The organism is Catellatospora methionotrophica (genome assembly GCF_011297335.1).
GTDB classification, from domain to species: Bacteria; Actinomycetota; Actinomycetes; order Mycobacteriales; family Micromonosporaceae; genus Catellatospora; species Catellatospora methionotrophica.
In genome coordinates this window covers 285,315-305,699 of sequence record NZ_JAAOTJ010000001.1, presented here as the reverse complement: position 1 = coordinate 305,699, position 20,385 = coordinate 285,315, and the positions used below count along the sequence as shown (strand labels likewise).

Sequence of the window (20,385 nt, the reverse complement as noted above, 5' to 3'; positions counted from 1 at the left end):
ATAACGTCGACGGTGGTAGATCGGGTGGCAGGGGGTCGGCCGTTTGGTTAGGGTGCGGGGCGGCGCCCCACCGGGCGCGCACCCCATCGAAAGGCGCAAGACATGACCTCCCCCTCCGGTATGCCGTCGCGGCGGCAGCTGCTCACCGGCGCAGCCGCGGCCGTCGTCGCGGGACCGCTGGTCGCCGCAGCTCCGGCGCAGGCGGCCGGGCACGGGCAGCCGAAGACCTACGACCTGACGGTCCTCGGCACCTCGGACACCCACGGCAACGTCTTCAACTGGGACTACTACCGCGACAAGGAGTACGACGACAGCGCGCACAATGACGTCGGCGTCGCGAAGGTCGCCACCCTGGTCAACCAGATCCGTGCCGAGCGCAAGGGCAAGGCGACGCTGGTCCTCGACGCGGGCGACACGATCCAGGGCACCCCGCTCGCGACGTTCTACGCCAAGCAGGAGCCGATCACGTCGACCGGGCAGCGGCACCCGATGGCCCGCGCCATGAACGTCATCGACTACGACGCCATCACGCTGGGCAACCACGAGTTCAACTACGGCCTGCCGCTGCTGGACCTGTGGATCCGCCAGCTCGGTTTCCCGGCGCTGGCCGCCAACGCGGTCAAGGCCCGCTCGGGCAAGCCCGCGTTCACGCCGTACGTCATCAAGAAGGTCTCCCTGGGCCACGGCGCGCCGTCGCTGCGCGTGGGCATCCTGGGCCTGACCAACCCCGGCGTGGCGATCTGGGACAAGGCCAACGTCGAGGGCAGACTGCGCTTCGAGGACATGATCGCGACCGCGGCGAAGTACGTGCCGATCATGCGCGACCGCGGCGCGGACATCGTGCTGATCTCCGCGCACGGCGGCGACAACGGCGTGTCCAGCTACGGCGACCTGCTGCCCAACGAGAACCCGACGGCCCTGATCGCCCAGCAGGTGCCAGGCATCGACGCGATCCTGTTCGGCCACGCCCACAACGAGGTCGTGGAGAAGTTCGTCGCCAACACCGCCACCGGCGAGCAGGTGCTGCTGTCCGAGCCGTCCAAGTGGGGCCAGCGGGTCACCCGGATGGACTTCACGCTCACCCGCGACCGCGGCCGCTGGCAGGTCACGGCCAAGCACGCCACCATGCTGAACACCAACACCGTCGTCGAGGACCCGAAGGTCGTCGCCGCGGTGAAGGCCCAGCACGACAAGACCGTGGCGTACATCAACCAGGTCGTCGCCACCTCGGTGGTGGAACTGTCGGCCGAGCAGTCCCGCTACGTCGACACCCCCATCCTCGACTTCATCAACAAGGTGCAGACCGACACGGTCGCCGCGGCCATGGCCGGCACCCCGCAGGCCGGGCTGCCGGTGCTGTCGATCGCCGCGCCGTTCAGCCGCACCGCGCTGTTCCCGGCGGGCGACGTGAAGATCAAGGACGTCGCCGGGCTGTACATCTACGACAACACCCTCGAAGCCGTCGTGATGTCCGGCGCCGAGGTCCGGGCCTACCTGGAGTACTCGGCGAAATACTTCCGGACGCTCGCCCCCGGTGCGCCGGTCGACCCGGCCGCGATCAGCGACCCGGCCGTGCCGGACTACAACTACGACACGTTCTCCGGCGTCGACTACGACCTCGACATCAGCAAGCCGGTCGGCCAGCGCGTCACGGCCCTCCACCACGCCGGTACGACCACCCCGGTCGCCGACACCGACCAGTTCGTGGTCGCGGTGAACAACTACCGGCGCAGCGGCGGCGGCGGCTTCCCCGGCATCGTCAAGACGCAGGTCTACAACGCCCAGCAGGAGATCCGGCAGCTGCTCATCGACTGGGCGCAGGCCAAGGGCGTCATCGACCCGGCGGACTTCTTCCAGCAGAACTGGCGCCTGGTCCGCGAGGGCGTCCCGGTCTTCTGAGCCGATCGCGCCGCCGGTGGTGTTGCCGCGCCACCGGCGGCGCGTCCTGATCCGGCAGCCGTACGGGCGGCATACTCGACGGGTGACCGACTCCCCGCCCAGCCCGACCGCGCCGTACGGCTCCCGCAACGAGGTGTTCGCCGCGTACCTCGACTACTACCGGGCCGACCTCATCACCACCGTCGAGCGCCTGCCCGAGGCCGAGCTGCGCCGCAGCCGCCTGGCGTCGCGCTGGACGCCGGTGGAGCTGCTCAAGCACCTGCGGCACGTGGAGCTGCGGTGGATCGTGTGGGGTTTCGAGGGGCAGGACGTCGGCTACCCGTGGGGCGACCAGCGCGACGGCCGCTGGCACGTGGACCCAACCGAGTCGCTGACCGAGCTGGTCGCCGTGCTGCGGGCGCAGGGCGAGCACACCCGCGAGGTCGTGCTCGCCACGGACCTGTCGACGGTCGGGCAGCCCGGCGAACGCTGGGAGGGCGCGGACCCGGCGACCCTGGAACGGGTGCTGTTCCACCTGCTGCAGGAGTACGCCCGGCACGCCGGTCACCTGGACGTCGTGGCCGAGCTGGCCGCCGCCGACGACCCAGCATGATCGTCTGGTAGCGTCCGGGTCACGCGACGGACCGAGGAGGTGAGACCCATCAACGCGACATCAGGCTGGGTGCTCCCCCTCCGCGAGGCAGCACGGTCCCTCTGAGGTAGGTGGCCGTCGGGGCGCCCGCAGGCATCCCGGAAGGCGGACCATCCCATGACGACCTACTTCGGCTCCGACGGAGCCACGCTGCACTACGACGAGCTGAACCACGGTGCCGACGGCACGCCTGTCATCGCGCTCGCCGGTGGCGCGGCGATGCACCCGCGATACCTGGGCGACCTCGCCGGGCTCGGCGACACGCGCCGCCTGATCGTGCCCCACCTGCGCGGCGTGGGACGGTCCCCGCTGCCGGAGCGGGTGGAGACGGCCTCGTTCTGGCACCAGGCCGCCGACCTCGAACAGCTGCGCGTCCACCTCGGCCTGGACCGGATTCTGCTGCTGGGCCACTCGGCGGGCACCCGGCTGGCGATCAGCTACGCGGCGCGCTTCCCGGACCGGCTCGCGGGCCTCGTGCTCGTCACCCCGCCCGCCGCCTACCTGGTCGGCGAGCCCTCCGACACCCCGGCGCTGATCGACGCCCGGCGCGGCGACCCCGCCTTCGACACCGCGGTCGCGGCCTGGGCGACCGGACCCGCCAGCCACGACGACGACGGCTTCAACGCCTGGTACCGGTCGGTCGCCCCGCTCGGATACGCGGCCTGGGGCGAGCGCGAGCAGGCACACGCCGCGACGGCGCTGTACAGCTTCGCCGCGAACCGGGCCTACTTCAGCGTCGAACCACCCGCTGACCTGGCCGCGCGCCTGTCCGCAGTGACCGTGCCGGTGCTGGTGGTGGCCGGTACGCAGGACTGCAGCGCCGGGCTGGCTCCGGTCCGGGCGCTGTCGGAGCTGTTCCCGGCGGGCGAACTGGCCGTCATCGAGCGCTGCGGTCACCACCCGTGGGTGGAGCAGCCGACCGCGTTCCGGGCCGCCGTCGACGCCTTCCTGCACACGCGCCTCTGACGAGGGAAGGGCACCCTTCCACAACGCCGCGCGTTGTGGAAGGGTGCCCTTCCCCTCAGGTCAGCCGACCGGGTTCCAGCCGTCGGTCCCGGCCAGGTATGCCTGGGCGGTGAACCGAGGCGCGTCCACGTCGGCCAGCTGTGGCCGGTCGGCGGTGACGGTCGAGCCCGGCCCGGTGTTGTGGTACTCGGTGAACCGGGCATCGCGCCACGAGAAGCCGGACATGTCCGTCCACGGCGCGTCCTTGATGTGCGCGCCGAGGGCGGAGTCGCGGACCAGCACCTGCGCGATCGCGTTGACGTCGCCACTGGGGTGCCACGGCCGTCCGAGGTGGACGCTCTGCGCGGCGATGCCGGCCGGCGCGGTCAGCGTGCATTGGGTGAACAGGTAGCCGTACGGGTTGGTGATCGTGGTCGAGGCCGCGGTGACGTACCCGTTGTTGCTGGACGAGTCGCGGTTCAGGGAGCGGATCTCGCAGCGGTCGAACACCGCCGTGCCCCGGCCGAAGATGAAGTCGACGTCGCCCTCGATGTAGCAGTCGCGGTAGTACGCCCGGCTGACCGTCGCCGCGTTGGGCGAGCTGGGCTGCAGGGTGTCCTGGTTGCCGAGGATCCGCACGTTGTCGAAGACGAGCCGGTCGCCACGGGTCGTCACCGCGACGGCCTGCTCGGCGCTGTAGTCGTGGGCCGCCTCGTCGAAGCTGTTCGCGAAGGTGAGGTCGCGCGCGGTGAAGTCGTTGCCCTCCAGCATCACCGAGGTGCTGCCGGTGGTGCCGTAGGTTCCGCTGCCGTCGGGTTTGGGCGTGCCGCTGGCGTTGTCGTACGTGATGACGACGTCGGCGGCGTTGCCGGTGGCCCCGGCGAACGAGACCAGCGGCTTGTTCGCGGGCACGGTCACCAGTTCGCGGTACGTGCCGGGCTTGATGCTGATGGTGACCCGGCGGGTGTTGTTCGCGGGCACGGCGTCGACGGCGGCCTGCACGGTGGTGTGGTGGCCGCTGCCGTCCTTGGCGACCACGATCGTCCCGGCCGGCGGCGGGCTGGCCGACGGCGAGGCCGACGGGCTGCTCGACGGTGGGGGAGAGGCCGGCGAGGCGCTGGGGGAGGGCGCGGCGCTGTCGGACACGGTCACGTCGTCGAAGGACGCCGCCGCGTAGAAGGTCGCCACACCGATGCCGCCCGTGGCGAACTGGGCGTCGGTCGCGGTCAGCGCCGTCGCGCCGTTGACCGTGCCGCGCAGGGTGGTGCCCGACACCGACAAAGCCAGCGTGTACCAGGTCCCGGCCGTGACGGTGACCGCGCCGGTGGCCAGGGTGGTGGACGAGCCGCCGACCAGTTTCTTCAGCTCGACGGTGTGGTTGGACCGCAGGGCCAGGTAGTAGTAGCTGGTGTTCGACTGGGCGCGGGCGAGGACGGCGGTGAACCGGTTGGACCCGTTGAAGGCGGTGGGTTTGACCCGCGCGGTGACGGTGTAGTCGCGCCAGGACGACGTGCCGGTTCGGGCGCGGGCGTCGGCGCTGGTGCTGGACTGGCGCAGCACCCTGCTGCCGTCGGTGGCGACGGTCCAGCCGCCGCCCGAGGACGTCCAGCCAGCCGAGTTGCCGTCCTCGAAGTCGTCGGCGTAGAGGGTGGCCGCGGCGGCGGTCGGGGTGAAGGCGAGGGTGGCGAGCGCGGTGGCCAGGGCCAGGCCCGTGGCGGCGGTCGCGGCCGCGCGCCAGCGTGATCGGGGGTGCGGGTGGGGCTGGGTCATGGGGAGCTCCATTCGGTGGGGCGTCGGCGTCCCGGGGGACGTCGCACGGAAATGGAAAGCGCTTTCCGGCGAAAGGTACGCGCCCGTACGCCCTGATGTCAATCGATGCCTGTCGCCCGCCGCCGCGTTCTCGACGTCTGTCGGGCGGTGCCCGTGTCGAGGCCGTCCGGGCAGGGCGTATCGTCCAACAGCGGTGCGCGATCATCGTTGCGGCGCACCGGTCGACATGGAGGTGTCGGTGACCGAGTCGGTGGCGCACAACGCGCCTGACAGTGCCCTTCCGGCAGGGCTGGCGGTGAGCCACCAGACGGCCCTGGACATCATGGGTATCGCGATCGTGTGCTACTCCGTCCTGATCGAGCAGGAGGAGGGGCGTCCCGCCCCCGACGCCGCCCAGGTGGCGCAGTGGGAGCGCGAGCTGGAGGCGGTCGCCGAGTCGCGCCGCTCCCTCGACGCCCGCGACACCGACCGCGTGCGGCGGCTCGCCGACGAGCACGTGGCCCTGGTCCGGCGCCTCGACCGGATGATCGACGACAACTGACCACTCCATGCCACGTCGGCACACCGCCTGAGGTTGGTGGGACGGCTGTGGCGGGTGGCGGCATTCCCGGAAACCCCGAGTTGTGGGGAAATCTGAGTAAAGCGTGGATTACTCAGATTTCCCGATTTACTCGGTTAGGCTGGCGGCTCCTGTGAGCTCAGCCCGCAAGGTGCCTTGGGAGGGCGAAGTGACGCCACTGGCAGTGGGCGGTCTGCCCCTGATCCGACGACCGGCGATGGTGCCGATCGTGCTGATGTTGACCGGAGCAGTACTCGCCGCCGTCACCCTGGCGCAGGTCCCGCTCGCCATGGAGAAGGTCCCGTTCTGGGTGATGGCGTTCCTGGCGCTGGCCGCCGCGACCGTCACCTACCTGCCCGCTTCGGGCCGGGCCACCGGCGCGGTGATCAGCCCGTCCCTGGTGTTCACCTTCGCGATACTGCTGTGCTGGGGCCTCGGCCCGGCGATCGTCGTGCAGGCGCTGGCGATGACCGTGATCGCGGTCCGGGCCCGGCAACCGTGGCGCGACGCCCTGCTCGGCGCCGGGCAGTACGCCGTCGCGTTCGGCGCGGCGTACCTGGTGCTGCTGGTCGGCGAGCCCGACCCGTTCCATACCGTCAGCTCCGCCGACATGGTCAACGACACCGTCGCCGTCGCGCTGGCGGCGCTGGTCTTCGTGCTCGTCTACGGCTGGACCGCCCTGGTCACCCAGCGGCGCGCCACGTCGCGGGCCGGTCGCGCCCAGCCGCAGGAGAGCCTGCGCGAACGCCTGACCGCCATGCGCGACCCCGTCGTGCACCTGGGCGCGCTGACCATGCTCAGCCCGGTGCTTGCCGTGGCCGGTCACGTCAGCCTCGGCTTCGTGCCCCTGGTGCTCGTGCCGCTGTACGCCGTCGAGCGCATGGCGCGCCTGTCGACCGACCGTCAGCGGGCCGCGCTCACCGACCCGCTCACCGGCCTGGGCAACCGGGCCAGCCTGCAGTCGGCGTACAGCGACGCCCTCGCCGAGCCGCTGCGCCAGGGCCAGGGTCCGACGCTGCTGCTGCTCGACCTCGACGGCTTCAAGTACGTCAACGACTCGCTCGGCCACGAGACCGGTGACCAGCTGCTCACCGCCGTCGCCGAGCGGCTGCGCGGCGCCCTGCCCGCCGGTGCGCTCGTCGCCCGGCTCGGCGGCGACGAGTTCGGTGTGCTGCTCGACGAGGCCGACGCCGACCGGGCGCTGCGCACCGCCCGGTGCATCAGCTCCGCCGTCAACGGCCCGGTCCGGCTCAGCGGCCTGGAGGTCGAGGTCACCGCCGCGGTCGGCGTCGCGGTCAGCCCGCAGCACGGCGAGGACTTCGCCACCCTCATGCGCCACGCCGACATCGCCATGTACGAGGCCAAGCGCGACAACGCCAGCGTCGCCCTGTACCGCCTCGGCACCGACCGGCATCCGCAGCGGCTGGCCCTGATGGACCAGGTCCGCCACGCCGTCGTCACCGAGGACCGCGACCGCATCGCGGTGCACTACCAGCCGCAGGCCGACCTGGACACCGGCCGCATCGTCGGCGTGGAGGCCCTGCTGCGCTGGACCGACCCGACCGGGCGGCCCGTCTCGCCGGCCACGGTGATCTCGGTGATCGAGCACACCCCAGTGATGCACCAGCTCACCGACCGGATCATCGACGACGCCGTCGCCCAGGCCGGGCGCTGGCGCGCGGCAGGCCTCGACCTGCGCACCTCGGTCAACGTCAGCATCCGCGACCTGTTCCGCGACGACCTCGTCGAGCGGCTGCGCGACCGGCTGCGCGAGCACCGGGTGCCCGCGCGCATGGTGCAGCTGGAGATCACCGAGAGCGCCCTGATGGCTGACCCGGCGCGCGCCATGCGGACTATCGACCAGCTGCGCGACCTGGGCGTCGGGCTGGCGCTGGACGACTTCGGCACCGGCTTCTCGTCGCTGCAGCACCTGCGGATGATCCCGCTGGACGAAATCAAGATCGACCGGTCGTTCGTCTCGGGCATGACCTCCGACCAGCACGACAGTGCGATCGTGTCGTCGGTCATCGCGCTGGCGGGGACGCTGGGGTTGCGTACCGTCGCCGAGGGCATCGAGGACGCGCAGACCCGGCGGCAGCTGCGCGCGGCGGGCTGCTCGCTGATGCAGGGCTACCTGCTCTCGCCCGCGGTGCCCGCCGAGCGCATCCCGGAGCTGGTCGCGGAGACGGCAGCGGCCTCGATCAGCGCGGTGGAGGATCGCACGGCGCCGTCCCCGCTGGTCGACATGGTTCCGGGCCAGCAGGCCGCGCGCTGGTGACCGGCGGCGTCCGGCCCGGATTGACAACGGCTCCAGCGGAATTCGTCCCGGACGACTACGCATGTGAGCGCATCGATCCTGGACCGGGGCCGCCGCACCCGGTAGGTTGAGCGAATCTCGATGGAGGTTCTGGTGGGGCAGGCTGCTGACGCGGGTGTGTCGGGAACATTCCGGTCGCCTGCGCCGACCCCCGCTGGACCCGGCCCGTGAACGAGAGCCTTCGCGGCACAACTCGCCGAGCGGGAGCCGGATGTGCCGCATTCGTGCCATCCGCTGGCTATATATTGTCGTCTGGCCCTACGATATTACCCTGAGTGGTCACGTGTAAGCGGTTCGGGTTTACGTGTTGTCGCTCCTCGTCAACCTGGGCCGGGTACGGTGTGCCATTGACCAAGCAGGCCTGACCCGAGCCGAGGAAACGTGATAGACCTGGTAGTCGTCAAGACAGGGGACGGGCGGCAGCTCGCTGTCGAAGTCAGCGGAGCGCGCGACGGCTTTCCGGTCTTTCTCCTGCACGGCACTCCAGGAAGCAAGAGCGGACCCCGGCCGCGACCCATCGCCCTCTACCGGATGGGCGTGCGGCTGATCAGCTACGACCGTCCCGGCTACGGTGACTCCACGCGTCAGCGGGGCCGCCGGGTCATCGACGCGGCCCAGGACGTCAAGGCCATCGCCGAGCACCTGCAGATCGACAGGTTCGCCGTCGTCGGGCGCTCCGGCGGCGGCCCGCATGCACTGGCCTGCGCGGCCGCCCTCGGCGACCGGGTCATCCGCACCGTGGTGCTCGTGGGCCTGGCTCCGGCGGCCGCCCCGGGACTGGACTGGTTCGAGGGCATGGCCCCGTCGAACGTCGACGAGTACGGCGAGGCCGACGCGGATCTCGCGGCTCTCATGGAGACACTGCGCAACCGGACCGCCGACGCGCTGGCCGATCCCGACAGCATGCTGCGATTCCTCGCCCCGCAGATGAGCGCACCCGACCGGCGGGTCATCGACGACGTGACCATCCGCCGCCTGCTCCACGAGACCTACCGGGAAGCGCTGCAGCGGGGGCCGGAGGGGTGGATCGACGATGCGCTCGCCTTCCGCAAGCACTGGGGCTTCGAGCTGTCGGAGGTGAAGTCGCCGGTGCGCCTGTGGCACGGCGCCGACGACACGTTCTCGCCGGAAAGCCACAGCCGGTGGCTGGAAAGCCAGCTCCACGACGCCGAGGCGGAGATCCAGCCCGATGCCGGGCACTTCGGCGCGATGGAGATCCTGCCGCGAATCCTGGCCTGGGTGGTCGGACAGGGCACGGAGACGACCGCCCACGCGCCCGCGACCGCGCGATGACACGGCTCGGCTGCGCGGCCCGACGGTTCGCCGGGCCGCGCAGCCGAGCGGCCGATCAGTACGGGTGAGGATCGACCACGCGGTGCACATAGGTCCCCAGGCGCAGCGCGTTCACGCTGGGGTGCTTTTCGCCGATCGCGTCGGCCAGCTCGTTGATCACCGGATCAGGTCTGGCCTCCGGCCCCGCCGCGCCTTGCGCCTGCCGCATCAGGGCCAGGTTCGCCCGGCAGCGCAGCGTGTCAGCGTGCCGTTGGCCGAGCGTCGTGACGAGCAAGGCGAGCGACTCCGCGGTGAGCGCCGCGCCCTTGGCCAGGTCGTCGTTCTCGGCCATGCACACCGCGTGGTTCATCTGCGCGGCGAGGGTGAACGGGTGGTCGGGGGCTAGCTTCAGCGCCAGGTGTTCGGCCGCCTGCTGGGCCAGCTCACGCGCGCCGTCGGCGTTACCGGTCGAGCGCAGCACCGCCGCGAGGTTGCTCATGCAGATCAGCGTGTGCGGATGCTCCTCGCCGAGCAGCGTGGTGTAGGACGTGACGACGGTCCGCAGCTCCGATTCCGCGGCCTTGTTCTGGCCGGCGGCCAGCAGGGTGAGAGCCCGGCTGAGCTGGCAGGCGCGGGTCTGTGGATGCTCCGGACCCAGGCTGAAACGCAGCTGCTCGTATGCCGACTGCAGCAGCGCCAGCGCCTCGGCTGCCTCACCGGCGGCGCGCAGCGACACCGCCAGGTTGGCCTGGGCCAGGAACGCCTCGACCCGGTCGGCTCCCCGGTTGGCCACGATGTCGGCGTGCATCCTCTGCAGCAGGCTGACGGACTCCTCGTACCGTGCCGCGTCGCGCAGATCGCGGCCCAGGTTGGAGGCGGTGGTGAGGGTGGACGGGTGGCTCTCGCCCAGCAGTTCCTGCATGTTCAGGAACGTGGCCTGATCGCGTTCGAGGGCCGCCCGGTAGTCGCCCATCAGCCGGTGGGACACCGCGAGGTTGTTCGACGCGTTCAGGGTGAGGTTGTGGTGCTCGCCGAACACGTCGACCCAGGCCTCGTACAGTTCGCTGTCCATCGCCAGCGCCGCCGCGTACTCGCCGAGGCCGCGCAGGTCGGCGGCGAGGCTGCCATTGGTGCGCAGGGTCTGCGGGTGGCGGGGGCCGAGCAGTCGGCGTTGCTGGGCCAGGACCGATTCGTCGAGCGAGCGCGCGGCCTGGAACCGTGAGGTGGACCGCAGGATGTTGGCGACGTTGAACTGGAGTTCGAGTAGCTGCTGCCGCAGCCCGGTGTCGGTTTCGCCGTCCTCGGTCAACCGCCGGATCCAGTCCGCGCCGATCCGGTCGGCCAGGCTCTCCGCCTCGTGCGGCTCACCGCTCTGGTGCAGGAACCGTACGCGGTCGATCAGCAGGCGCCGGACGTTCGCGTCGGTGCAGGTGACCGCCTCGGAGACCACCAGGTGCGGCCAGAGCAGGCGGAAGGCCGCCCAGTGCTTCGGATCGTCGACCTCGCCGTCCGGCCGGGCGGCCGCCAGGATGAGGTGAGCCTCGTGCCTGGTGTCGACCAGGTCCTCGGGCGTCATGCGCTCCTGCACGATCTGCTGGAGGAGGCGGTGCACGTGGATCTGTCGCGCCTGGGTGTCGAGCTTGATCAGCGCCAGCTTGTTGAGGTGGTTCGTCAGGACGCCGCGCATGAGCGGTTCGGACATGGCCGGATCGGTCGGGGCCAGGGCGACGCCCATCCGGTGACTGTTGAGCAGGTCGAACGCGACCTCGGAAGCCAGCACCGAACACAGCTGGAGCATGCGGTACGCGGCAGGGGACTGTTCGGCCAGCCGGTTCAGCGACAGGGTCCAGGTCGTCTGCACCGACTGGGTGGTGGCCGTGCCGTCCTCCACCGCGCGCAGGTAGTCGGCGATCGGGGTGCTGGATTCGGCGAGCAGGGCGCCGGCGGCGGCCACGGCGATCGGCAGGTCGCCGAGCGCGGCGGCGATGCGTTCCGCCTCGTTCATCGTGAGGGAGGGAAGCCGCAGCTGGAGGTGGGAGATGCTCTCCTCCCGCTTGAAGACGTCGATGTGCAGCGCCTGCGCCTGTTCGCTCCACTCCCGGTTGCGGGAGGTGATCAGCACGTGGCCGCCGCCGTGCGGCAGCAGCGGGGCCACCCGTTCGAGGACCTCCGCATTGTCGAAGATCAGCAGCCAGCGCTGCGCGGACTCGGCGCCGCCGAGTGACTGCAGGACCAGGCGGACGTTGTCGGTCGCGGCCGGGTCGAGGTTGAGGCCCAGGCGCTCACCGAGTTCGAGCAGCGCGGAGTCGACGAACTCCGGCGGATCGGCGTTCACCCACCACACGACGTCGTACGCCGTGGCGAAGCGGTGCGCGTACTCCAGCGCCAGCTGGGTCTTGCCCACCCCGCCCTGACCCTGGACCGCGACCGGCAGTACCACGGCTGTGCCGGCGGATCGGAGCTGGGTGCGCAGGTCACGCAGCACGCCGTCGCGACCGGTGAACCGGGGGTTGCGCGCGGGCGCGGTGAACACCCGGCGGCGGACCTCGCCGGGATAGCGGATCGCCGGTGAGGTCGCCTGGTCGCCCACAGAGCGCCCGACCAGGCGCAGCACGCGGGCGGTGGCTTCGGCGACCGGCTGGCCCACGACGAACGCGGAGTTCTCCAGGGCGATGTTGCTCGACGGCCGCACGTCGGCGACGTAGACCGCCAGTGGCGTCGACTGGCTCAGCGGCTCAGGCAGCGTCGGCGGAACGCGGTAGTCGGCCGAGATGATGGACAGCGTCCGCCTGCCCGGTTGCTCGGGCAGCGTGAGCACGTCGGAGCCGCCGAGGGTCACCTTGACCCCCGCGGAGACCAGCAGCCGCTCGATCCACTCGGCCCACACCTCGTCGCGCGGGTGGTAACGCAGCAGGATCTCGTTCGTCTCCACCCGGCGCTTGAACCGGTCGAGTTCACGCAGCCGCAGCACCTCGTCCATCGGCGGCATGTGGTCCACTCCGCCGTCGGTGATGTACGAGGTGAGCTTCTCGTAGGCGCCGAGCATGGAGTTCGGCGATCCAGGCACGTCACCGAAGGTCGCCAGGATCTCCTCGTACGCGTAGAAGGCCCGGTAGGGAACCTCCACGGTCTTCCAGTACTCGGCGTGGTCCTCGGGGGTGGGCAGCGACGGCAGGTCGATGAAGCGCTGGCGCGCCAGCGACCGGCCCGCGTCGGCGCGCTCCTTCTCCGCCGGGTCGACCCGCATGGGGACCGGCAGCACCCGGATCTTGCGATGCTGCTGGGTCAGGGCCACCTGTGCCGCCACCTGCGCCGCGCCGTCGATGCCCTGCTCGCTGAAGGTGAAGCAGTCGACGAGTGTGTCCGGCAGATGCAGGGTGCAGATGTCGGCCACGTCGCTCAGGCCGGTGCGGCTGTCGATGAGGGTGTAGTCGTAGTTCTGCTTCATGTTCGCCCGCAGGGCGGTGAAGAAGTCCGCGCCGCCGAGGCGGTTGTAGAAGTTGTCCCAGTCCAGGCCGCCGAGGGTGACCGCGTAGTAGTTGTTCTGGTTGCCCGCGGTCAGGAAGTCGATCCTGCCGCCGTTGCCGAACTCCCACTTGACGGTCAGCGCGAAACGCGAGACCTTGGCGCATTCGGCCTGCCACTCCTGCGGGCGCTGCGCGTTGTTCTTGAGCGTCTGGTCCTCGTACTGGCGGACCATGTCGATGACGCCCGGCGCGCGCCGTACGGTCTCCGCGCTGAGGAAGGGCCGGAAGAACCGGTGCAGCCCAGGGGATTCCAGGTCCCAGTCCGCGACCAGCACGCGTTTCCCGCTGGCGGCGAGGATCCAGGCGACATTGGCCAGCGCCATGGTGCGCCCCGTGCCGCCTTTGAAGGAGTAGAACGTCACGACCTGGCCGGTAGGCGTCTCATTCATCAGAATCGGTGCCTGTCTGAAGAGTGGATGATCCGGGGTTGCGCAGTGTCAGGCGCTCGGCCGGGTTCTCCGCGGGCGGGAAGACCCTTCCGTATTTCAGGTATCGCCTGCGCGCTTGGCTGATCAGTTGTGCTAGATGGCTGGCGCTGGTCGATGAGAGACTCGTCTGGAATTCTTCCACCTCGGTGACGCGCTCCACCGGTGGCGCGCCCAGCGCGGTGAGTCCATTGTCGATACGGTCGGCCAGCAGTGCCGACTGCTCGCCGTCCGGGCCCGCGCGATCGATCACGACCAGGGGCGTCACCCAGGTGGGCAGGTTCTGCAACGCCGCCGTCAGCTGCCGCGCGCCCTCGGGGGTCGCCGCGCATCGGGGGTCGATCAGGATCAGGGTGGGGCAGTGCTCGAACCGGTCGCGGGTCATCGCGTAGTCGCCGGCGAAGGTCGCCGAGCCGAGCCGCTCCGCCACGCCGACGGCGTAGTCGGCCGGGCGCACCTGCGGATGGCCGGTGAACGGCCGCCAGGACCGGATGGCAGGCTCCTCCTGCTCCGGCGCGAGCACGGCGATGATGAACTGGGCGTCGTCTGCCGTCGTGGCGGGTGACTCGCCGGGGTTCGGCGCGGGTGAGGGCGGCAGGTGATGCCACTTCGCGCTGTCGACGATGCGCTGGGCGAGGCGGTGCAGCACCCGCTGGTAGCTCGTCCGGTACGGGGCCAGCATGTACAGCGCGCGCATGCCGTCCTTGGGGTAGATGGGGGCGTCCGCGCCGAGCTCGAGCGCGGCGGCGAAGTCGTCCGGCCTGCGGTCCCAGGACGTCAGCGGCACCCAGATGACGGGCATGACATGGCGGTCGACGGCGGAGACCCCTGCCGTCGTCAGCCGTTTGAGGTAGGCGTCCCGTTCCTGTTGCGGCTGCGACATCTTGAGGTAGAGGGGCGAGTAGAGCGGCACCAGCACCTGGGCGCTGCCCAGCGCCGCCCGATGCGCTCCGTGACGATCGGTCTCCAGGTCGGGCGCCTGGCCGAGGTATCCGACAGGCTCTGCGGCGAGTCCGGCCGCGTCACGGACGGCCTGGGTGAGGTCGTCGAAGAACCCGTTCACGTACGGGTCGCCGCCGTGGGTGTGCGCGTAGTTCAGGAAGAAGTAGAGGGGCGCACTCTCCTGGTGGAGTACCGTGTCGCCGCTCATCGTGATGACTCCTTCGCGAAGACGTTGCGCAGCTCGCTCGAATCAAGGTCGAGAGGTTCCACGTAGTACCGGCGGTGGAGATCCACCACGCGCCTGGCGAGCCGCCACACCACCTCGCGGTAGGCGTTGGTGGGTTGCAGGTTCAGCAGCCCGTAGATGCCCTCCTGCAGGTACAGCCGGCGCAGGGCGGGGGTGCTCGAGTTCTGCGGGCTGAAGCGCTGAACCCGGTCCATCACGGTGGGCAGCTCCACGGTGTCGAGCGGGGTCCAGATCACCGGGAGGATCGGGCACTTCCGCACGGGCACGCGGGTGTCGCGTTTGATCACCCGGCGGCGGGTGAACCCGTCCCATTCCATCCCGCACCAGCTGCTGGCGACCAATGAGGATGAGATCAACGGAATGAACACCTGGCAGCCGCCCAGCGCCTCGGTGAGGTCGGCGACCCAGTCCTCGCCGCCCTGGAACGTCTGGTCCATGAAGCCGACGTACTCGTTGGGCGCGCGCCCCACCAACTCGCCGACGTCGGCGGACAGATCGTTGAAGAACATCGAGACACGGTCGTTGCGGGCTGTCTCCACCTCCAGCGGCAGCGCGTGCGCGTGCCCGTAGCTGAGGAAGAAGACCGGCAGGTCCTGGTCGTCGACCACGTGGTCACCGGGTGTCACTCGCCCGGCTCCCTGCCCGGCTGCGGTGGACCCCTGGCCGTCGCCGTGCCGAAACTGTCCCGCCGCGCGAACGGCTGTGCGTCACGTTCTTCCCCCCACTGTGCGAATCGAGAAGACCCGGGTGACCCAGCCGCCGCCCATTCATCGATGATGCCGCAGCCGTGCCACCCGGTCGTGGCACGGCGGTCACGCACGTTCGCGCAGCCGATGCCGAGCGCAATGCCTGCCCCGGCGTCGCGCGGCGCACGGCGCTCGCTGTTCCGTGATCGACAGGCTCCGATCAGGCCCTCGATCCACCATAGAGAAATCGGAGCACTGTGTCATCAGCTGACTACGCCGACAGTGTCTGATGCGCGACGCGGCGTTCCTGCTCGGTGCGGCGTCAGAAACTGCTCAGCAGTTTCACGAACGCGTCGTTGATCAGTTCGGGGTCGCGCGCGTCGAAGGCCTTGCCGCCGGTGACCTTGGAGATGGACTCCAGGGTCTTCAGGTCGGAGCTCTTGTCGAACGCGATGCAGAAGATCTTCACCGGACGATCGGGGTCCAGCGTCACGTCCTTGAGCAGCTTGGCGAGATCGTTGTCCTTGTCGTACTCGTTACGGCCGTCGGTCAGCACCACGACGGCGTTGATCCGGGTACGGTCGTAACTGGTCAGCATCTGCCGCTGCGCCGCCCGGATGGTCGTGTACAGGGCGGTGTTCCCACCGGTCCGCATCCCCTCCAACCGCGCGCCGAACTGCGCGAGGTTCAGCTGCGCCACCGGCAGCTGCGCACGGTAGGGCAGCTTCGCTCCGGGCTGCTCGGACGAGAACGCCCACAGTCCGACCCGGTCTTCGCTGTTGAGCAGGGCGATGCCCCGCTTGGCGGCGTCGGTCGCGATCGCGAACCGGGTCTGCGCGCCGACCTTGTTGGTCGTCATCGAGCCGGACACGTCGACGGCCATCAGGATGTTGGCCTTCTTGCGCAGCGTCGCCCAGCTCGCCTTGATGCCCTGGACCACCTCCGGCGACGGCGGGTCGAAGTAGGTGCCCGCGGACTTCCGGCCCCCGACCACCTTGACCAGGTCGTCGGACGCGGCCTGCTCGTGGTCGCGGAACCCGATCGCGGCGAACTTCGCCTGCTGCGGCTCGTCCTGCAGGAACGCCAGGAAGTCCGCCGCCCCGGCCCGCTGCGCGTCGTCGGCCTTCGGCAGCACCACGTACGGGTGGTCGAGGTTGAAGGTTCCCTCTTTCGGGTACAGCGCGACGAGCTGCTCGCGGGGCTTGCGGCCCTCGCTCAGCGCGCCGGTGTTGTAGAGGTAGACCAGCTCCTCCTGGGTGACCACGGCGCTGAGGTCGGTGGCGGAGACCTCGCCGGCGGCCGTGGCGAGGTCGGCGGCGGCCAGCGAGCGCAGCAGGTCGACGACGTCGTCGCTGTAGTGGGAGACGTTCGCCTCGATCTGCCGGACGAACCTGGTGACCTTCGGGTCGCGTACGTCGGCGGCGGTGAGGTCGCTGGAGGTCTTCGTCGCGGCGTAGTACGTCGCGATGGTGGCGGCCAGGCCGGAGGTGGACAGGTTCGGGTTGTCCTTGCCGAACGTGAAGCGCTTCCACTCGGGCTTGCCGAACGCGGCCCAGCCCTGGTCGCCGGACATGCCGAGGATGTCGCCCCAGCCCAGCTCCCCCTGCTGCTGCAGGTAACGGGCCTTGGTGGCGGGCATGGCGATGACCAGCGGGCTGTTGGCGATCGAGGCGTACTCGCCGGGGGTCTGCTCGGCCTGTCCGGCGGCCTTGTCGAGCAGCCGCAGCTGGCCGGTCCACAGGGTGGAGGTCGGCAGCCACACCTGGGGGCGGGGGCTGCCGGTGCCGGACAGCTTGTCCCAGTCCCCGGCCAGTGCCTCCATCGCCTGCCCGGAGGTGAGGCCGGTGACCTTGACGTCGGCGCACCGGCCGCCGAAGCGCCGCCTGCTGTTGTTGTAGCGCTCGGCGAGGTCCTTGACGAGATCGCTCTTCTCGGTGGAGGAGACGACGTCGAGGGCCACGCAGTCGCCACGGTCCCCGGCGACGGTGGACACGTACGTGTAGGAGCCCGCGATCAGGGCGATGCCGACGGTCGCGGCGAAGGCGACGGGCAGCCACCTCTGGGTACGGCGCGAAGCCATGGCATTCCTCCTGTGTCGCGGTCGGGTCAGCGCTCGGACGGGCGGGGCCCGCCGTCGTCGAGCGCGACGGCGGTGAACAGGCGCACCAGGTAGACGACGGCGAACACGCCGCCGCCGACCGCCGCGCCGGTGCCGGGCTGCGCCGACGGCAGGTAACCGGCGGCGAAGCCGCCCGCGCCGAGCAGCAGCGCGGTGGCGATGCCCAGCGGGTCGCCGACCTGCCGCAGCAGCCGCTGCGACCGGCCGCCGGCGGCAGCGGGGTCAAGCGCCGGTGAGCCGTGGCCGGGGCCGGCCGTCGACGGCGCGGCTGCCGTTGGTGACGCGGCCCGGGTCGGGGGCTGCGGCACCGCCGGGACGTGCGGTGGCTGCGCGTGGGGGTCGGTCGGCAGCCGGGGCGCGGAGACGGTCGGCGGGTGCGCGGCGGTCGCGGTCGGCGGTGCGGGCTGCGACGCGGCCACGGCCGGGGCGGACGGCTGCGCCGCGGCGACGGTCACGGACGGCTGAGCCGCTGTCGCGGTGACGGGGGAGGCCGTGACCGTCGGCTGCGGGGCGGCGAGCGTGGGGACGTCCTGGCTCGACTGGAGCAGGGCGGTGGCCGCGTCGCTGCCCTCCTGGAGCGCGTCGACCAGCGGCACCGGCGCGGCCGGGGTGGCCTCGTGGCCGAGCAGGCGCATCAGCAGCTGCTGCGCGGTCGGGCGGGCGTGCTGGTCCTTGGCCAGGCAGGCGACGACCAGGTCGCGCAGGGTGCCGGTGAGGTTGTCCAGGTCCGGCGGTTCGGACAGCACCCGGGCCATCACGGTGGCCATCGAGTCGTGCCCGAACGGGCCGCGCCCGGACGAGGCGAAGCCGATGGTGGCCGCCCAGCCGAAGATGTCGCATGCCGGACCCACGTCGACGTTGTGGAAGCGCTCCGGGGCCATGTACGGCACGGTGCCCATGACGTGGCCGGACATGGTCTCCGCGCCGAGCGCGCGGGCGATGCCGAAGTCGATGACGCGCGGGCCGTCGCCGCCGAGGATGACGTTGTCGGGCTTGAAGTCGCAGTGCACGATGCCCGCCTGGTGGATCGCGGCGAGCGCGGTCGCCGTGCCGACGGCCAGGCGGTAGAGCGCGTTGCCGGCCAGCGGCCCGTGCTCGCGGACCTGCTGGTGCAGCGTCGGTCCGGTGATGTACTCGCTGACGACGAACGGCAGCTCGGTGTCGATCTCGGCGAACAGGATCTGCGCGGTGCAGAACGGGGTGACCCGGCGCGCGGCGGCGATCTCCTTGGCGAACTGCGCCTTGGCGCGCGGGTTGTGCTGCAGGTCCACGTTGATCGTCTTGACGGCGACGCGGCGCTCGCTGCCGTCCACGCCCAGGTAGACGACGCCCTGGCCGCCCTTGCCGAGCCGCCCGAGCAGCCGGTACGGGCCGAGCGAGCGGGGGTCGTGACTTGTCAGCGGACTGACGTCGGGTGCGGGATCGTCCGCCGTGCCGGCCATCTGCCCTCCTGAATCCCGATGATCCATCAACGAGCCGCAAGGATAGCGTCGCCGGTCCACCGCTGTTACCCGGAGGTGAGGTCTCCTCACCCGTTGGGCGGGCGCTCTGAATAGGAAACCAATCTTGCCTATCGACGCATCGTCAGTTAAGAATGTTTACGAACGGTTTCACCAGGTGGTCCTGGAGGGGCAGAACCCGTTCCTCGCCCCGCTATGCACGAAACCGGAGGACCCGTCGTGTCCAGAACACTGCGCACCACCGCGAGGTGGTGGCTGGCCGCACTAGCCGCCCTGCTCACCGCGATCACCGCGACCGTCGTCACGGGCGCGGGCACCGCGCAGGCCGCGCCCGCGTTCAAGGTGCTCGCCTTCTACAACGGCACCTGGGACGCCGCGCACATCGACTTCGACAAGGAGGCGCTGGTCTGGTTCCCGCAGGCCGCCGCGCAGAACAACTTCACCTGGGAGGCGACCACCGACTGGAGCCGCCTCAACACCGGCAACCTCGCCCAGTACAAGGTGATCATGTTCCTGGACGACGCGCCGCCGTCCGGGCAGCGCGCCGCGTTCCAGCAGTACATGCAGAACGGGGGCGCGTGGATGGGCTTCCACGTGACCGCGTTCAACACCGACCCGAACACGTGGAGCTGGTACTACAACACGTTCCTGGGCACCGGCGCGTTCGTCTCCAACACGTGGGGGCCGACCAGCGTCACCATGCGCACCGAACGCGCTCACGCGTCCACCACGCGGCTGCCCGCGACGTGGACCTCGGCGGTCAGCGAGTGGTACTCGTGGCGCAACGACCTGCGGCAGAACCCGAACATCGACATCCTGGCCTCGATCAACCCGAGCAGCTACCCGGTCGGCACCGACCCGAACCAGACCTGGTACAGCGGCTACCACCCGCTCATCTGGACCAACCGCAACTACAAGATGCTGTACGCGAACTTCGGGCACAACGCGATGAACTACAGCACCAACACCCGGCTGTCCTCGACGTTCGCCAGTGAGGTGCAGAACCGCTGGCTGATCGACGGCCTGCTGTGGCTGGGCGGGGTCACCGCCGGTCCCAGCCCGTCGGCGTCCCCGGCCTCCCCGGCACCGTCGGCCTCGGCCGGGCCGATCTCGCCGACCGCCTGGTACACCGTGGTGAACCGCAACAGCGGCAAGTGCGTCGACGCCCGTGCCGCCGCGTCGGCCAACGGCACCGCCATCCAGCAGTACGCCTGCAACAGCAGCACCGCGCAGCAGTTCCGCTTCACGCCGACGAGCGGCGGCTACACCCACGTCGACATCCGCCTCAACAGCGCCCGGTCGCTGGACGTCACCAACGTGTCCACGGCCGACAATGCGCCGATCCAGCTGTGGACCTACAGCGGCGGCAACAACCAGCAGTGGCAGCCCGTCGCGGAGGGCGGCGGCTACTACCACCTGGTCAACCGCAACAGCGGCAAGTGCCTCGACGTACCGGCCGCCTCCACGGCCGACAGCGTCCAGCTGGTGCAGTACGCCTGCAACGGCACCGGCGCGCAGTCGTTCCGGCTGGTACAGCAGCCGTAACCACCAGGGGAGGGCGAGCGGGCCGGTGCCACGCGCACCGG

Annotated in this window: 13 protein-coding genes; 7 read left to right on the top strand and 6 right to left on the bottom strand. The window is 70.6% G+C overall.

Annotated elements, in window-relative coordinates; genetic code table 11:
* The first annotated feature begins 102 nt into the window (after positions 1–102).
* The 3 genes from HAV40_RS01450 to HAV40_RS01440 all read left to right on the top strand — a co-directional run bounded on the left by HAV40_RS01450 (position 103) and on the right by HAV40_RS01440 (position 3,496).
* Positions 103–1,899, top strand: a complete 1,797-nt coding sequence (locus HAV40_RS01450) for a bifunctional metallophosphatase/5'-nucleotidase (protein WP_166378183.1) — start codon at positions 103–105, stop codon at positions 1,897–1,899.
* Positions 1,900–1,981: 82 nt separating this feature from the next.
* Complete coding sequence (locus HAV40_RS01445) at positions 1,982–2,491, top strand: mycothiol transferase (RefSeq protein ID WP_166378181.1); 510 nt, start codon at positions 1,982–1,984, stop codon at positions 2,489–2,491.
* 156 nt (positions 2,492–2,647) lie between these two features.
* On the top strand, positions 2,648–3,496 hold the full coding sequence (locus HAV40_RS01440) for an alpha/beta fold hydrolase (protein ID WP_166378179.1): 849 nt from the start codon (positions 2,648–2,650) through the stop codon (positions 3,494–3,496).
* 60 nt (positions 3,497–3,556) lie between these two features.
* Here HAV40_RS01440 and HAV40_RS01435 read toward each other — a convergent pair whose 3' ends face one another.
* Positions 3,557–5,245 (bottom strand): pectinesterase family protein, encoded by a 1,689-nt coding sequence (locus tag HAV40_RS01435; RefSeq protein ID WP_166378177.1) that lies wholly within the window; start codon positions 5,243–5,245, stop codon positions 3,557–3,559.
* Between the two features lie 193 nt (positions 5,246–5,438).
* Here HAV40_RS01435 and HAV40_RS01430 point away from each other — a divergent pair, with 193 nt between their 5' ends.
* The 3 genes from HAV40_RS01430 (at position 5,439) to HAV40_RS01420 (ending at position 9,414) form a co-directional block, all read left to right on the top strand.
* Entirely contained in the window at positions 5,439–5,786 is a 348-nt protein-coding gene (locus HAV40_RS01430; RefSeq protein WP_166378175.1) for a hypothetical protein, read from the top strand.
* Positions 5,787–6,039: 253 nt separating this feature from the next.
* A complete protein-coding gene (locus tag HAV40_RS01425; protein WP_239086282.1) occupies positions 6,040–8,082 on the top strand; it encodes a putative bifunctional diguanylate cyclase/phosphodiesterase in 2,043 nt (680 codons plus the stop codon).
* Between the two features lie 420 nt (positions 8,083–8,502).
* Positions 8,503–9,414, top strand: coding sequence for an alpha/beta fold hydrolase (locus HAV40_RS01420; protein ID WP_166378171.1), 912 nt, complete (start codon positions 8,503–8,505; stop codon positions 9,412–9,414).
* A gap of 55 nt (positions 9,415–9,469) precedes the next feature.
* Here the strand turns inward: HAV40_RS01420 and fxsT are convergent, their stop codons facing one another.
* From fxsT to HAV40_RS01395, 5 genes are all read right to left on the bottom strand, one after another.
* A complete protein-coding gene (gene fxsT, locus HAV40_RS01415) occupies positions 9,470–13,309 on the bottom strand; it encodes an FxSxx-COOH system tetratricopeptide repeat protein (RefSeq protein WP_166378169.1) in 3,840 nt (1,279 codons plus the stop codon).
* Positions 13,302–14,495 carry a hypothetical protein gene (locus HAV40_RS01410; RefSeq protein ID WP_166378167.1) on the bottom strand — a complete coding sequence of 398 codons (1,194 nt, stop codon included), beginning with the start codon at positions 14,493–14,495 and terminating at the stop codon, positions 13,302–13,304. Before HAV40_RS01410 ends, fxsT begins: the two co-directional genes overlap by 8 nt.
* Positions 14,492–15,160, bottom strand: coding sequence for a TIR-like protein FxsC (locus tag HAV40_RS01405; protein ID WP_166378164.1), 669 nt, complete (start codon positions 15,158–15,160; stop codon positions 14,492–14,494). The genes HAV40_RS01410 and HAV40_RS01405 overlap by 4 nt, the downstream gene beginning before the upstream one ends.
* A 382-nt stretch (positions 15,161–15,542) precedes the next feature.
* Entirely contained in the window at positions 15,543–17,300 is a 1,758-nt protein-coding gene (locus HAV40_RS01400; protein ID WP_166378162.1) for a vWA domain-containing protein, read from the bottom strand.
* 26 nt (positions 17,301–17,326) lie between these two features.
* The gene (locus HAV40_RS01395) at positions 17,327–18,781 is read right to left on the bottom strand and encodes a serine/threonine protein kinase (protein ID WP_166378160.1); all 1,455 of its coding nucleotides are present in this window, start codon (positions 18,779–18,781) and stop codon (positions 17,327–17,329) included.
* Positions 18,782–19,018: 237 nt separating this feature from the next.
* On the opposite strand from HAV40_RS01395, the gene HAV40_RS01390 reads away from it, so the two are divergent.
* Positions 19,019–20,344 carry a ThuA domain-containing protein gene (locus HAV40_RS01390; protein ID WP_239086262.1) on the top strand — a complete coding sequence of 442 codons (1,326 nt, stop codon included), beginning with the start codon at positions 19,019–19,021 and terminating at the stop codon, positions 20,342–20,344.
* The last annotated feature ends 41 nt before the right edge of the window (positions 20,345–20,385 follow it).

Coding starts and splice junctions, on each gene's coding strand:
- HAV40_RS01450 (WP_166378183.1), top strand. CDS start 103: ATGACCTCCCCCTCCGGTATGCCGTCGCGGCGGCAGCTGCTCACCGGC.
- HAV40_RS01440 (WP_166378179.1), top strand. CDS start 2,648: ATGACGACCTACTTCGGCTCCGACGGAGCCACGCTGCACTACGACGAG.
- HAV40_RS01435 (WP_166378177.1), bottom strand. CDS start 5,245: ATGACCCAGCCCCACCCGCACCCCCGATCACGCTGGCGCGCGGCCGCG.
- HAV40_RS01425 (WP_239086282.1), top strand. CDS start 6,040: ATGTTGACCGGAGCAGTACTCGCCGCCGTCACCCTGGCGCAGGTCCCG.
- fxsT (WP_166378169.1), bottom strand. CDS start 13,309: ATGAATGAGACGCCTACCGGCCAGGTCGTGACGTTCTACTCCTTCAAA.
- HAV40_RS01410 (WP_166378167.1), bottom strand. CDS start 14,495: ATGAGCGGCGACACGGTACTCCACCAGGAGAGTGCGCCCCTCTACTTC.
- HAV40_RS01400 (WP_166378162.1), bottom strand. CDS start 17,300: ATGGCTTCGCGCCGTACCCAGAGGTGGCTGCCCGTCGCCTTCGCCGCG.
- HAV40_RS01395 (WP_166378160.1), bottom strand. CDS start 18,781: ATGGCCGGCACGGCGGACGATCCCGCACCCGACGTCAGTCCGCTGACA.